This window comes from Streptomyces sp. NPDC026515 (genome assembly GCF_055567595.1).
Genome location: NZ_JBVHQD010000008.1, coordinates 430596 through 443289, shown reverse-complemented (window position 1 = coordinate 443289; position 12694 = coordinate 430596). Strand labels below are relative to the sequence as shown.

The window sequence follows — 12694 nt, the reverse complement described above, 5'->3', positions numbered from 1 at the left end:
TCCGGTCATGGAGACGACACTGCAACTGACGATCGACTGCGCCGACCCGCGCAGGCTGGTGGAGTTCTGGAGCGAGGCGCTGGGGTACGTACCCGAACCGGCGCCGGGCGGACACGCCACGTGGCGGGAGTACTGGGCGGCCATGGGGGTGCCCGAGGAGGAGTTGCCCCCCGGTGCGGGCGAATCGCCGGAGTCGATCGTCGATCCCGCCGGGCAGGGACCGCGGGTGTGGTTCCAGCAGGTTCCCGAGCCCAAGACCGCCAAGAACCGGGTCCACCTCGACCTGAAGGTCGGCGGCGGCCGCGACGTCCCCTTGGCGGTCCGCACGCAGCGGGTCAGCGCCACCGTGGAGAGACTGGTCGCAGCCGGTGCCGGCGTGCTCCGGATCATGGACGAGCCGGACATGGAGTACTACGCGGCCGTACTCCACGACCCGGAGGGCAACGAGTTCTGCGTCGTCTAGGAGCCGGTACCCGACCTAGCTCCCCAGCCCCAGCGCCTCCGCCAGCGCCCGGTACCCCGGCAGCGGGTCGGCGTCCGCGGGGTGCAGCAGCTGGAGCGCCACATGGTCGGCGCCCGCCTGCTGGTGGGCGCGGACGCCCTCCGCCACCCGGGCCGCCTCGCCGTGCAGGATCAGCGCGTCGAAGAGGCGGTCGCTGCCGCCGTCCGCGAAGTCGGCGTCGTCGAAGCCGAGACGGCGCAGGTTGCCCACGTAGTTGGTCAGGTTCAGGTAGAAGCCGAGGGTGGCGTCGCCGATCGCGCGGGCCCGGGCGCGGTCGGTCTCCAGGACCACCTTCTGCTCGGGGGCCAGGACCGGCCCGGTGCCGAGGATCTCGCGTGCCTGGCGGGTGTGGTCCGGGGTGACGAGGTACGGGTGCGCGGCCGCCGTGCGGTCCCCGGCCAGGCGCAGTACCCGGGGGCCGAGGGCCGCCAGAGCGCGACGCGCCACCGGGACACCGCCCGCGTCGAGGACGTCCAGGTAGTCGTTCAGGGCCTGGTACGGCCGTACGAACTCCTTGGTCGCCTCCGGGTGGCCCGCGCCGATGCCCAGCAGGAAGCGGTCCGGGTGGCGGTCGGCGACACGGCGGTACGAACGGGCCACCCGGTCGGCCGGGTTGGACCAGATGTTCACGATGCCGGTGGCGAGGACCAGGGTCTCGGTGGCGTCCAGGAGCCGCTCGACCACGGCCAGGTCGGGATCGGTCACGTTCCCGAGCCACAGCGTGCCGTAGCCCAGGCGTTCCAGCTCGGCGGCGAGCTCGGGTTCGGTGTCCGCGTGGCGCCACACGCCGACGGCGCCCAGGTCGATCTTGTCCGTCTCATCCACTATCTCGTCCATGAAAGGGACAACCGGGGCTCCGCGACACCTATTCCGATCGTCATCGAAATAGGCCCCATGATCCGACCGATGGACACTCACCTGAACAGCCATTACGTACATGATTCCTGACAGGTCCGCGACACCCTCCTGACTTCACGGCCAGCTCCGTCGGGAAAGCACTTTCCGCTTCTACTCCTCCCGCACGTCCGGCCGCACCGCCGCCGTCGGCCTGCTCGTCGGCACCCTCGCCGCCGTGTCCGGCACCTCCGCGCAGGCCGCGTCCACCGTGCTGTACGTGTCGCCGAGCGGTACCGACGGAGCGGCCGGCGCCAACGGCAGCTCCGCCGCCCGCACCACCCTCTCCGGACACCCGGGCGAGACCTCGGTGCTCAACTTCTCGGCCCGGAGTCGGAGTTCGCCGAACCGGGGCATCCAGCCGTACGCCGACCACTGGCAGCTGTCCGGGCTCACCGTGCAGCACGCCGGTGACAACGGCATCTACGCGGGCGCAGCAGCAACGTCATCGAGCGAGCCGTGACGGCTCCGACGACAAGACCGCCGGCGACGCCGACAGCTCCAACCAGTTCTGGACGGGGACGAACGGCTCCCGGCGCTCCTCCCACTCGGGTGCCCTGGGCTGGTCCTCCGCCTCGTCCGGCAGGCTGGACGTCACCTTCGGCGGGACGGTCGTCAACGCGTAGCCGCACCCACCTCGGCCCGGGCGTCCACACCCTGTGGACCCCCGGGCCGAGGGGCCGGCCGACGGCGCGGGCCGTACGGGACCGGGTGAACTCCCGCGGGCGGTGCGGTGCCTACCGCCGCGGGCCGGCGAAGCGGGCGAAGGTGTGGCTGAACTGCCAGGTGTCCTGGGCGGTCCCGGAGCAGGAGTTGGCGCCGCCGGTGCCGACGCAGCCGCCGTTGTCGCGCTGGAGCGCCCAGAAGGAGAGGGTGTCGATGCCCCGGGCGGCGGCCCAGCGCTCGACCTGCACGGCGTCGCCAGTGGTGAAGGTCTCCTCCGGGCCGTAGTCGTCGATGCCGGGCATCTCGGTGACGCCGACCATGCCCCACAGCTCCTTGGAGCTCTTGTGCGGGTAGAGGGACGCGAGTTGGGCGTGCAGACCGTCGGCCGCGGTCCTGGTGTCGGCGGCCATGTCGTGGGTGGCGCCGTCGTAGTAGTCGAAGGTCATGATGTTGACGACGTCCACGCGCGCGTGGTGGGAGACGGCGTTCTGCAGGACGGCGAGGCCGCTGGGCGCCAGGCCCTTGGTGGTGGTCGGCAGGGTGTAGGAGAACTGGAGCGGGTGGCCGGTGCGGTCGGCCCAGCGCTCGGCCCTGGCGATCGCCTGGTTGCGGCGGTCCACGCCCGCGGTGTCGGCGAGGGAGTCGGCCTCGATGTCGAGGTCGATGCGGGAGATGCCGTACGTCGTGACGAGTTTCTCGTACACCCCGGCGATCGCGTCCACGTCGGTGCAGCTGTCGGCGAGTTCGGTGCCGGTGGTGTCGGCGCCGTAGCCGCCGAACGAGGGGATGGCGTTGCCGCCGCGGGCCTGGAGGGCGGCGATGTCGGCGCCGAAGGCCGACCGGGAGACCGGCTGGGTGGCGTCACCGTTCCAGTCGGCGGTGCAGGAGCCGGCGGCGGGCGTCTGGAGGAAGGCCAGGGTGAGGTACTTGTTGCCGGACTCGGCGGCGAGCGCGGCGGGGCTCTCGCCGGTCCAGGCCTCGAAGTAGGGTGCCGCGACCCGGGCGGGCATGGGCTGCGCGGCGTGCTGCGCGGAGGCGTGCGCGGAGCCTGTTCCGAGACCGACGAGCGCGGTGGACAGGGCAGTTGCGGTCAGTGCGGCCTGCAGTGCACGAGTGCGTCTCATGGACGCCCATAGTTGGACTAGACCAATTGACTGTCAAGGTTCTTTACAATCACCAGACCCTTCCGTCGGCCTCCCGTCGCCCGATCCGTTCGACGTGACGTCAAGAGGCGGACTCCTCCGGGCAGTTCCGGCCAAGAATTTTCATGCGAAGATTTGAACCGACCATAAGAGAGTCATTAGGGTCTGTTACCCGAACCTCTGCTCGGAAGGAGATCGCCTCCGTGGCGTTCCACCGTCGTCCCAAGCAGCCGAGCCGTGCTCGGGTCACCGTGCTCACCACGGCCGCCGCTGCCGCCGTGGCCCTGTCCTCGCAGGCCGCGAACGCCGCGCCCGGTGAGAAGCCCAGCAAGGACGAGGTGAAGTCCCGGGTCGACAAGCTCTACGAGCAGGCCGAACAGGCCACCGAGAAGTTCAACGGGGCCCAGGAGAAGCAGGACAAGCTCCAGAAGCAGATATCCGCGCTGCAGGACTCGGTCGCCCGCGGTCAGGACGAGCTGAACGAACTGCGCGACGGCATCGGCTCCATGGCCACCGCCCAGTACCGCAGCGGCGGCCTCGACCCCTCGCTCCAGCTGTTCCTCTCCGCCGACCCGGACGACTACCTGGACAAGGCCTCCACCCTCGACCAGCTCAGCGGCCAGCAGGTCGAGACGCTGAAGAAGATCCAGGCCAAGCAGCGCGAACTGGCGCAGGAGCGGGCGGAGGCCACCGGCAAGCTCAAGGACCTGGCCGCCACCCGCACCGAACTCGGCAAGAAGAAGAAGGAAGTCCAGGCCAAGCTGGCCGAGGCGCAGAAGCTGCTGAACAGCCTCACCGCCGCCGAGAAGGCCGCGCTCGCCGCCGAACAGGACCGGGCCAGCCGCTCCTCCAGCGAGCGCGTCGACCTCGGCGGCGACACCTCCGCCACCGGGCGGGCCGCCGCCGCCTTCGCCGCCGCCAAGACCAGGCTCGGCACGCCGTACGTCTACGGAGCCACCGGTCCGTCCTCCTTCGACTGCTCGGGCCTGACCTCCTGGGCCTACGCGCAGGCCGGGGTCTCCATCCCGCGCACCTCCGAGTCGCAGACGACGATCGGCACCAGGATCTACTCGACGTCCGGCCTCCAGGTCGGCGACCTGGTCTTCTTCTTCAACGACCTGCACCACGTGGGCCTGTACGCGGGCAACGGGCAGATCCTGCACGCCCCGCGCACCGGCACGGTCGTCCGCTACGAGTCGATGAGCACCATCGGCGGGCCGTTCATGTTCGGCGTCCGCGTCTGAGCCCGTTGCGGGACGTTGCTCAGCCCTGCGTTTCGGGGCGGCCCTCCGTCGCCCAGTGGGTGTGGAAGGCACCGGCGCGGTCGACGCGACCGTAGGTGTGCGCGCCGAAGTAGTCCCGCTGGCCCTGGAGAAGCGCCGCGGGAAGACGGGCGGAACGCAGCGTGTCGTAGTGGGCCAGGGCCGCCGAGAACGCCGGGACGGGGATGCCCCGGCGGGCCGCCGAGGCCACGGTCTCCCGCCACGGCACCTGCGCGTCGGCGATCTCCCGGGCGAACTCCCGCTCGGCCAGCAGGCTGACCAGGTCCGGGTCGGCCCGGTAGGCCGAGCGGATCCGGTCCAGGAAGGACGCGCGGATGATGCAGCCGCCCCGCCAGATCCGGGCCACCGCGCCCAGGTCGATCTTCCAGCCGTACTCGGCGGCCGCGTCCTGGATCATCGTCCAGCCCTGGTCGTAGGCGATGACCTTCGACGCGTACAGGGCGTGTTCGACGCGCGAGGCGAAGCGGTCGGCCTCGGTGGCGCTGAGCGGGGGCGTGGTGCCGCCCGGCAACCCGGCGTACGCGGCCCGCAGTTCGCGGCGGCCGGAGGCGGCCCGGGCGAAGGTCGCCTGGGCGATGGCGGTGACCGGCGAGGCCAGGTCCAGCGCGGTCTGGACGGTCCAGCGCCCGGTGCCCTTCTGCCCTGCGGCGTCGGCGACGACGTCGACGAACGGGGCGCCGGTGGCGGAGTCCACGTGGGCGAGCACGTCGGCGGTGATCTCGATGAGGTAGGACCCGAGCCGGCCGCCGTTCCACTGCCGGAAGATGTCCGCGATCCCGGCCGGGGAGTACCCGCCGACCTGGCGGAGCAGGTCGTAGGCCTCGGCGATGAGCTGCATGTCGGCGTACTCGATGCCGTTGTGGACCATCTTCACGAAGTGCCCGGCGCCGTCCGCCCCGACGTGGGTGGCGCACGGCTCGCCGCCGACCTTCGCGCTGATGTCCTCGAACATCGGCCCGAGGACGGCGTACGACTCCGCGGACCCGCCCGGCATGATCGACGGCCCGTTGAGCGCGCCCTCCTCGCCGCCGGACACCCCGACCCCCACGAAGTGCAGGCCCTTCTCCCGCAGGGCGGCCTCGCGGCGGCGGGTGTCGGCGAAGTGGGCGTTGCCGCCGTCGATGACGATGTCACCGGGTTCGAGCAGCGGTACGAACTCGTCGATGACGGCGTCGGTGGCGGCACCCGCCTGCACCATGATCATGAGGCGCCGGGGGCGTTCGAGGGCCGCGACCAGGTCGGCGGCGGTCTCGGCGCCGACGAACGTGCCCTCGTCCGCGTACTCGGCGACCAGGGCGCGGGTGCGGGCGGGTGTGCGGTTGTGGACGGCGACCGGGTAGCCGTGCCGGGCGAAGTTCCGGGCCAGGTTGCGGCCCATCACTCCGAGGCCGGTCACGCCGATGGCTGCGGATGCGTGCACGGGGGACTCCGATCTGCGGACGAACGCTGTCCCCGCAAGTACGGCCGGACACGGGCCCGGTGTTCAGCCGGCGGCCATCGTGAGGACGATCCGCCGGCCGGGCTCGACGGGAGCGGTCCAGGCTTCCTCGACCTGGGACAGCGGCACCGGCAGGGCGTCGGCGGTGACCGTGCCCCGGCTGATCTCGGCCATGAGGGAGGGCAGTTCGGCGACGATCCCGCGGGCGGTGACGGAGCCCTGGCCGCTGCCGGTGAACCGCAGGTTGGCGGCGCGCAGCCAGGCGGACGGCAGGGTGATCTCCGGTCCGGCCAGGGAGCCGATCTGGATCCAGTCCAGCGGGGCACTGCGGTCGTCACGCCGGGTCAGCACGGCCGGGACGGCCCGCTCGGTGGGTGCGCCCCAGGTGTAGTCGATGACGACGTCGACGTCCGCGGCGGCCTCGCCGAGCCGGGCGAAGTCCTTGTCCGGGTCCCCGGCCAGCGAGACCACGTCCGTGGCACCGAGCCCGGGGAGCAGTTCCAGCCGGCGCGGGTCGCGGCCGGCGGCGACGATCCGGCCGGCGCCGAGGTGCCGGGCGACCTGGACGGCCGCCCGGCCGGCGTTGCCGGTGGCGCCGAGGACCAGGACGCTCTGCCCGGCCTCGAAGGTGATCCGGCGGCGCAGCGCCACCCAGGAGGACATCGCGGGGTTCACGGCGGCGGCGATGGTCACCGGGTCGGCGCCGTCGGGGAGCGGGACGGACCGGCGCGGGTCGACGAGGGCCTGCTCGGCCATGGTGCCCGGGCCCTCGTCGTCGGCGACGAAGTAGACGAGGTGCCCGTCGGGCAGTCGGCCCACCCCGTCGACGCCCGGGACCAGGGGGAGCCGGCCGTCGCTGGTGTAGTGCGTGCCGGCGGCACCGGAGCGGACCCTGGGGTGCAGGCCGGCGGCGACCATCTCCACCAGCAGCCCGCCCTCGACGGGCTCGGGGGTCGGGAACTCCTCGAAGCGAGGGGCGTGGTCGAACGAGCGGACGACAGCAGCGTGCATGATGACTCCTCCGTCGCAGGTCAGGTCAGATCGGGTCGGGTCGCCCCGCACACTTAGTACGTGACACCAACCAAATTAGTTGGTACCACGTACCAAGTCAAGTGGTTGGCGTCGCGTACTAATCCTCGTAGGATGGCGCTCATGTCGGACGAACCGGAGAACGTGACGGACCTGGGGATCGTGGACAGCCTCGCCCAGCTGTCGTTCCTGGTGCAGGCCGCGCTCGGGAAGGTGGCGGCGGAGCACGGTCTGTCGGTCGTCCAGCTGCGGCTGCTCGGCGTGTTGCGCGACCGCACGCCCGGCATGCAGGAACTCGCCCACCACCTCGGGCTGGACAAGTCCAGCATGACCGGCCTGGTCGACCGCGCCGAACGCCGGGACCTGGTCCGCCGGACCCCCTCGCCGCACGACAGGCGGAGCGTCCTGGTGTCGGTCACCCCCGAGGGGCTGAAGCTCGTCCGGCACTGCGAGACCGAGGTCGAGCGGCAGATCCACGATCTCACCGCGCACCTCACCGCCGACCAGCGCGACCGGCTCTCGCTGCTCGCGAGCGCCCTGGTCAACCACCACACCCCGTTCTGACCGCAGGACCGCGCCGACGGTCCGGCGGCGGCCTCGCACAGCAGTGCAAGTTGCCCACCACGGGCAACTCGCCCTCCCTGAGCGGCCAGACTGCACCCCATGGCACGTCTGAGGTTCCTCCTGGTCGCCACGCTGGCCGCCCTGTTCCTCCTCCCCGTCTCCCGCCCGGAGACCGCCCGGCCCGCCGCTCCCGGCCCCTTCGGGGCGTACGTGGGGTACGGCGCCGAAGGCGTGCGCCGGGTGAGCGCGATGGGCAGCTGGCTGGGGCGCGAGGAGCCCCGGGTCGGGCACACCTACCTCCCCGGTGACGTGTGGCGGAACATCGAGGGCGCCCCCGACTTCGTCCGGCTGTGGGCGAACTGGCGGCGGGCCGATCCGGACCGGCTCCTGGTGCTCAACGTGCCGATGCTGGAGGGGACGGAGGCCCATCTGCCCGACGCCGAGGTGCGCCGGCGGCTCGGGTCCGGGGCGCGGGGGCGGTACGACGGACACTTCCGGGCGCTGGCGCGGCGGCTGGTGGCGGTCGGGGCGCCGGACACCGCCCTGGTGCTCGGCTGGGAGATGAACGGAGTGACGTACACCCACCGCTGCGGACCGGACCCGGCCGCCTGGAAGGCGTACTGGGCACGGATCGTCACGGCGATCCGGTCGGTACCCGGCCAGCGGTTCCGGTTCGACTTCGCGCCCAGCCGGGGGCGCGACGCGATCCCCTGGACCCGCTGCTACCCGGGGGACCGGTTCGTGGACGTCATCGGCATGGACGCCTACGACTCCCCGCGCGGCCTGTCCTTCGCGGAACAGGTCGCCGAGCCGTACGGGTTGCGGGCCCAGGTCGGGTTCGCCCGCGCGCACGGCAAGCCGGTCTCCTATCCCGAGTGGGGGCTGTACGAGAACGGGGACGACCCCGCCTACATAAAGGGCATGGTGAAGTGGTTCGCGGACAACCGCCCGCTGTACCAGACCATCACCGACTACTGCCCGCACGGGGTGTGGGGCTGCCGGGGCAACCCCAGGTCCACGGCCGCCTACCGGTCCCTGATGAGGCAGTAGGGCTCCTCAGCTCTCCGGGACCGGCCGCCGCCTTCTCCTCCACCTCGACCGCACGAGGACGGCGACCAGGACGAACAGGCAGGCGAACACCAGACTGGTCGCCAGTTCGTCCACGTCGTGCAGCAGATCCCGAGTGGCGAACCCATGTCCCAGGACGAGACCGACGGCGAGGGAGCACACGGCGCCGACGAACCTGGTCAGCGGGAGACTCACGAGCAGGCAGGCCACGTGGGCGAGCGAGGTGGTGCGCCGGACCCTGCGCGCGAGACCCCGCCCGACTGCATCCCTTTCGGCCATGGCCGGATTATGGCATCAGGAGGAGTTGGCGCTCGACGGGCCGAAGAACTCGATCTCGGCGATGGCCACCTGGGTCTTGGGCGAGGCCTGGTACGAGGACTCGATGGTGAACCGGACCGAGAGGACGTTCTGCGCGCGGAAGTTGCGGGTCTGGCCGCCGGCCGTCTGGTCGAGGACGATCTCCCGCTTCTCCGTCTTGCCGTCCGACGTCTTGACGACCGCCTCCAACCGGTGCGGCAGGGCCGACTTCTTCAGCTGGTCGAAGTGGTTCGACTCGCCGGAGGTGACGACGACGTTCAGCAGGCGCGTCGGTTCGTTGAAGCGGGCCTCGATCCACTCGCCCTCGCCGGCCCCCGTCACACCGGGTCCCCACCAGGTGTTGCTCAGCTTGTCGAAGAGGAGGTCCGGCTTGTGACCGGCGTACGAGCGGGACGCGCTGACCTTGTCCGGGGAGACCTGGGCGCGCTTGGCGAAGTGGTCACGGGTGGCGCTCACGGCGTTCGGGATGTTGATCGCCAGGACCGTGACGAGCGCCAGGACGAGGGCCACGCCGGTCCAGGTCAGCACGCGGTCGAAGGTACGGCGCAGCCGGGGGCGGTCGCCGGCCCAGGGGGTCTCCCGGTTGCGGAAGTCGAAGATGCGGCGCCACCAGGGGCGGGGGGCCGAGGGGGCGTCGTGGCCGCTGCCGGCCATGGGCATCGCGCAGCGGGTGCAGAAGTGACGGTCGGGGCGGTTCGGGGTGGCGCACCAGGGGCAGGGGATGCCGCCGTGGGCGCCGAGGTCCTCCCCGGGGGCGCGCACGGACTGGGGGCGCTGGGGGGTGGGGCGGCCGGGCAGGACGGGGGACACGGACGCCGCCGGCGCGGGCGGGGGCGTGGGGTCCGTCACGGGGACGAGGAGGCGCCGGGCCCGGTCGTGGTCGTCCCCGGCGGGGCCCTCCGGGGGTGGGGCGGGCTGGGGGACCGTGTCGGCGGCGGCATGCGGGGTGGGGGCCGGGATGGGGGTGGTTTCGGCTGTGGGGGACGTTGCGGCGGGTGGGGGCTGGTCGCTCAGTTCCCCGCGCCCCTCGAGGGGCGCCGTCGTGGCCGTCACCCGTGCCTCCCGGAGAGGAGGGCCGGTGCTGCCGTCCCTCCCGGCGAAGCCGTCCCAGCCCGAGGTGGCCGGGGCCGGCTCAGGGGCGGCCGGCTGCTGTGGGGCACCTCCCCCGGCGACGGCCCAGCTCAGTACCGAGCCGCAGGCGTCGCAGAAGGACCGGCCCGGGTCGGCGACCGTGCCGCACTCCGTGCAGTTCCGGTTGGTCGTCATCGCTGCGGGGTCCTTTCGGCGGACGGAGAAGAAGCGGTCACCTGGACCGTGTAGGGCATGTGAGCGGGACGGGCGGCCGCCACGAGGTGTTCCAGGCGGACCTCGTCGGCCGGGGTGGGGGAGGGCAGCGCGAGGTGGACGTGCAGGCCGGGGCGGGGCCGCCCGGGGAAGGGGCCCAGCGGGCGGGCGTTCCACTCGGCGCCGCCGCTCTCCGTGATGTCGGGGGTCACGCCGAAGGCCAGGCGGACCGTCTCGGACAGGCCGAGGCGGGTGCCCCGGATGCGGTGCAGGTAGGCGGCGGCCGCGACGGCCGCGCGGAGCAGGGGTTCCGATTCGGTGCCGTCCGTCTCCGCGCCGACCCAGGTGCCGAGCCACTCCGCGAAGTCCAGCGGGGCCAGCGCCGGATCGAAGTAGCTCGGCAGACAGTCCAGGACGTTCGGGATCGGGGCGATCACGTCGTCCAGGCCGGCGACGAACCGCAGCGCCAGGTCGTCGTCGGCGAAGACCGCCGGGAGCATCGCGCCGATCGGGACGGAGGAGCCGAGGCCGTCGATGGAGCCTCTCATTCGCCGATCACCCGGACCCGGTGGTCGTAGGAGAAGACCAGGGACGGGGCGTCCAGGTCGATGCGGTCGGTCGGGTCGCCGCGCTTGCCGGTGAGCGGGTCGGCGGGGTGCAGCACGACCTCGTCGACGAGCTCGACGCCGGGTACGCGTTGCAGCACCGCGAAGACCTCGCCCGACTGCACCGGACGCCCGAACCGCCAGCCCTTGCCGTCCGCGCCGCCCGTCAGCGGGTCCAGGTGGCGGTAGAGGGCGTCGTGGACCTGGTGGCGGACCCGGTCGACGTCCACGCCACGGAAGGCGTGCACCGTGGCGACGACCGAGACGCCCTGGTAGAAGGGCGGGCCGACCGCCAACCGGGTCCCGATCAGCCGGCGTTCGTCCAGGTAGCGGGTGATGCGGTCCAGCAGGGCGTCCCCCGGGACCAGTTGCTCGAAGCGGAGCCGGCCGCCGGGGTCCGGGACCGCCTGCGGCACCACCAGCACCCGTACCGCGTAGGACCCGTGCTCGCCCTCCTCGCCCTCCAGGCAGGTGATCCGGGCCGTCTCGGGGGCGGCGCGGCGGGCCAGCTCCTCGTAGTCGCGCAGGGTCACCGCCCGTTCCTGGGCGCGCAGCGTGATCGGGGCGCGGACCTTCGCCTCGGCGACCGTCTCGCCGTCCACTCCGCCGCGGGCGGCCTCCCGGTTGACGACCTCCGCCACGTACGGGATGGAGGAGCGCAGGATCTGCACGGCCCCGCGGGCCACGTTGCCGTCCCGGCCCCCGCCCGTACGGTAGCGGCGGGCCCGGATGACCGCGCCCTTCGGGGCCACCGTGCCGTGCTGGCGCAGGGAGCCGTCCGGTTCCCGTACCGCGGGGCCGAAGGCGATCTCGCCGGTCGTCGCGTCGAGGGTGAGGTGCCGGTCGTCCGGTCCCGAGGCCGCGAAGTGCGGAACGACCTCCCAGTCCACCCAGCCGCCCTCCCCGTCGTGCTCGGCGGTCTGCAGGAGCAGCGGCGGGGTGTCCCCGACCACGGGGGCGTGGGCGAGCCGCAGGCGCTGGCCGGGCAGTCCCGTCGACTCGCCGAGCGCCTCGTCCTCGACGGTCTCCGCGTGCACGGCGGCGGTCGTGCCGCCCACCGTGCAGGCCTCGACGAACCGGACCGTCGGAGAGGTGGTGTAGAAGGGCTGGTCGGCGCGCGGCTCGGTGACCCGGCAGCGCAGCCAGCTCGCCTCCAGGCCGCCGTTGCGGGACAGCACGTGGCCGCCGGGCACGTGCAGCACGACCTCGCCGGGGCGGTTGAGGCCACCGGTGCCGTCCCGGTCGACCTCGCACTCCTTCCAGCCGTCCTCCGTCCACGCCTCCCACACCAGCGGGGGCTGCCGCGGGTCCACACCGACACCGTCGACCCGGCTGTCCAGGTCCAGGGCGACCGCGCAGTGCGGGACGGCGGCGGACAGGCCGAGCAGCATGCAGTCACCCGGGTTCGGGGACTCGGTGAAGCACAGCATGTCCTTGCCCTCGGCGAGTTCGTGGGTGAGGTCGACGACGGCCGAGCCCTCCTGCTGTCGCAGCAGGTGCCGCAACTCGCTGGGAACGATGGTCAGTTCGCGCTCGGTCGCGAAGACCACCGCCTCCTGCGTCTCGGTACGGCGGGTCGCCACCTCGGTGCCGACCGGCACCGGGACCGGTTCCTCCTGGGCCGCCGACAGCCAGAACGTCACGTCCGTGCGGGCGGCGGACGGCGGGAACAGCGTGATGCCGACCAGGTCCAGGAAGGCCAGGTGGTTCTTCTCCGGAACCCGGTTGAGGCGGTACACGATCTGGTCGGCCATGTGCGCGACCGTCTCCACCAGCGTGATGCCGGGGTCGGAGACGTTGTGGTCGGTCCACTCCGGGGCGCGCTGCTGGATGTAACGCTTGGCGTCGTCGACGAACTGCTGGAAGCGGCGGTCGTCGAGGTTCGGGGAGGGCAGGGCCAT

13 protein-coding genes and 1 pseudogene are annotated in these 12694 nt (G+C 72.5%); 6 read left to right on the top strand and 8 right to left on the bottom strand.

Features of this window, described 5'->3' with window-relative positions:
• Positions 1-7 precede the first annotated feature (7 nt).
• On the top strand, positions 8-463 hold the full coding sequence (locus ACZ4O3_RS19660) for a VOC family protein (protein WP_467723216.1): 456 nt from the start codon (positions 8-10) through the stop codon (positions 461-463).
• A 15-nt stretch (positions 464-478) separates the two neighbouring features.
• Here ACZ4O3_RS19660 and ACZ4O3_RS19655 read toward each other — a convergent pair whose 3' ends face one another.
• On the bottom strand, positions 479-1339 hold the full coding sequence (locus ACZ4O3_RS19655) for an LLM class F420-dependent oxidoreductase (RefSeq protein ID WP_467723214.1): 861 nt from the start codon (positions 1337-1339) through the stop codon (positions 479-481).
• Between the two features lie 235 nt (positions 1340-1574).
• Here ACZ4O3_RS19655 and ACZ4O3_RS19650 point away from each other — a divergent pair, with 235 nt between their 5' ends.
• A complete protein-coding gene (locus ACZ4O3_RS19650; RefSeq protein ID WP_467723213.1) occupies positions 1575-1859 on the top strand; it encodes a hypothetical protein in 285 nt (94 codons plus the stop codon).
• A pseudogene (locus tag ACZ4O3_RS19645) lies at positions 1852-2022 on the top strand (right-handed parallel beta-helix repeat-containing protein); the annotation flags it as partial. The gene ACZ4O3_RS19650 and the pseudogene ACZ4O3_RS19645, both read left to right, overlap by 8 nt.
• Positions 2023-2133: 111 nt before the next feature.
• On the opposite strand, the gene ACZ4O3_RS19640 reads toward ACZ4O3_RS19645, so the two are convergent.
• Positions 2134-3186, bottom strand: a complete 1053-nt coding sequence (locus ACZ4O3_RS19640; RefSeq protein ID WP_467723211.1) for a chitinase — start codon at positions 3184-3186, stop codon at positions 2134-2136.
• A gap of 221 nt (positions 3187-3407) precedes the next feature.
• Between ACZ4O3_RS19640 and ACZ4O3_RS19635 the strand changes: the two genes are divergently transcribed.
• Entirely contained in the window at positions 3408-4448 is a 1041-nt protein-coding gene (locus tag ACZ4O3_RS19635) for a C40 family peptidase (RefSeq protein ID WP_362719348.1), read from the top strand.
• Between the two features lie 19 nt (positions 4449-4467).
• Here the strand turns inward: ACZ4O3_RS19635 and gndA are convergent, their stop codons facing one another.
• Together gndA and ACZ4O3_RS19625 are read right to left on the bottom strand one after the other, a co-directional pair.
• Positions 4468-5907, bottom strand: coding sequence for an NADP-dependent phosphogluconate dehydrogenase (gndA, locus tag ACZ4O3_RS19630; RefSeq protein WP_467723209.1), 1440 nt, complete (start codon positions 5905-5907; stop codon positions 4468-4470).
• A 63-nt stretch (positions 5908-5970) separates the two neighbouring features.
• Positions 5971-6936, bottom strand: coding sequence for a quinone oxidoreductase family protein (locus ACZ4O3_RS19625; protein ID WP_467723207.1), 966 nt, complete (start codon positions 6934-6936; stop codon positions 5971-5973).
• 141 nt (positions 6937-7077) lie between these two features.
• On the opposite strand from ACZ4O3_RS19625, the gene ACZ4O3_RS19620 reads away from it, so the two are divergent.
• Complete coding sequence (locus ACZ4O3_RS19620; protein ID WP_362719341.1) at positions 7078-7518, top strand: MarR family winged helix-turn-helix transcriptional regulator; 441 nt, start codon at positions 7078-7080, stop codon at positions 7516-7518.
• A 99-nt stretch (positions 7519-7617) separates the two neighbouring features.
• Positions 7618-8568: a glycoside hydrolase family 26 protein gene (locus ACZ4O3_RS19615; protein WP_467723205.1), complete on the top strand. Its 951-nt coding sequence runs from the start codon at positions 7618-7620 to the stop codon at positions 8566-8568.
• A 6-nt stretch (positions 8569-8574) separates the two neighbouring features.
• On the opposite strand, the gene ACZ4O3_RS19610 is transcribed toward ACZ4O3_RS19615, so the two are convergent.
• The 4 genes from ACZ4O3_RS19610 to ACZ4O3_RS19595 are packed head-to-tail and all read right to left on the bottom strand — an operon-like array spanning position 8575 to position 12694.
• Entirely contained in the window at positions 8575-8865 is a 291-nt protein-coding gene (locus ACZ4O3_RS19610; protein ID WP_362719336.1) for a hypothetical protein, read from the bottom strand.
• 15 nt (positions 8866-8880) lie between these two features.
• Positions 8881-10170 carry an NADase-type glycan-binding domain-containing protein gene (locus ACZ4O3_RS19605; protein WP_467723203.1) on the bottom strand — a complete coding sequence of 430 codons (1290 nt, stop codon included), beginning with the start codon at positions 10168-10170 and terminating at the stop codon, positions 8881-8883.
• Positions 10167-10736, bottom strand: a complete 570-nt coding sequence (locus ACZ4O3_RS19600; protein ID WP_362723993.1) for a phage tail protein — start codon at positions 10734-10736, stop codon at positions 10167-10169. Before ACZ4O3_RS19600 ends, ACZ4O3_RS19605 begins: the two co-directional genes overlap by 4 nt.
• Positions 10733-12694, bottom strand: a complete 1962-nt coding sequence (locus ACZ4O3_RS19595) for a putative baseplate assembly protein (protein ID WP_467723201.1) — start codon at positions 12692-12694, stop codon at positions 10733-10735. Before ACZ4O3_RS19595 ends, ACZ4O3_RS19600 begins: the two co-directional genes overlap by 4 nt.

What these genes read in the sequence shown, in the direction of transcription:
- ACZ4O3_RS19625 (WP_467723207.1), bottom strand. Translation starts at nt 6,936, where the DNA reads ATGCACGCTGCTGTCGTCCGCTCGTTCGACCACGCCCCTCGCTTCGAG.
- ACZ4O3_RS19660 (WP_467723216.1), top strand. Translation starts at nt 8, where the DNA reads ATGGAGACGACACTGCAACTGACGATCGACTGCGCCGACCCGCGCAGG.
- ACZ4O3_RS19615 (WP_467723205.1), top strand. Translation starts at nt 7,618, where the DNA reads ATGGCACGTCTGAGGTTCCTCCTGGTCGCCACGCTGGCCGCCCTGTTC.
- ACZ4O3_RS19600 (WP_362723993.1), bottom strand. Translation starts at nt 10,736, where the DNA reads ATGAGAGGCTCCATCGACGGCCTCGGCTCCTCCGTCCCGATCGGCGCG.
- ACZ4O3_RS19605 (WP_467723203.1), bottom strand. Translation starts at nt 10,170, where the DNA reads ATGACGACCAACCGGAACTGCACGGAGTGCGGCACGGTCGCCGACCCG.
- ACZ4O3_RS19655 (WP_467723214.1), bottom strand. Translation starts at nt 1,339, where the DNA reads ATGGACGAGATAGTGGATGAGACGGACAAGATCGACCTGGGCGCCGTC.
- ACZ4O3_RS19610 (WP_362719336.1), bottom strand. Translation starts at nt 8,865, where the DNA reads ATGGCCGAAAGGGATGCAGTCGGGCGGGGTCTCGCGCGCAGGGTCCGG.
- ACZ4O3_RS19640 (WP_467723211.1), bottom strand. Translation starts at nt 3,186, where the DNA reads ATGAGACGCACTCGTGCACTGCAGGCCGCACTGACCGCAACTGCCCTG.
- ACZ4O3_RS19595 (WP_467723201.1), bottom strand. Translation starts at nt 12,694, where the DNA reads ATGGCCCTGCCCTCCCCGAACCTCGACGACCGCCGCTTCCAGCAGTTC.
- ACZ4O3_RS19620 (WP_362719341.1), top strand. Translation starts at nt 7,078, where the DNA reads ATGTCGGACGAACCGGAGAACGTGACGGACCTGGGGATCGTGGACAGC.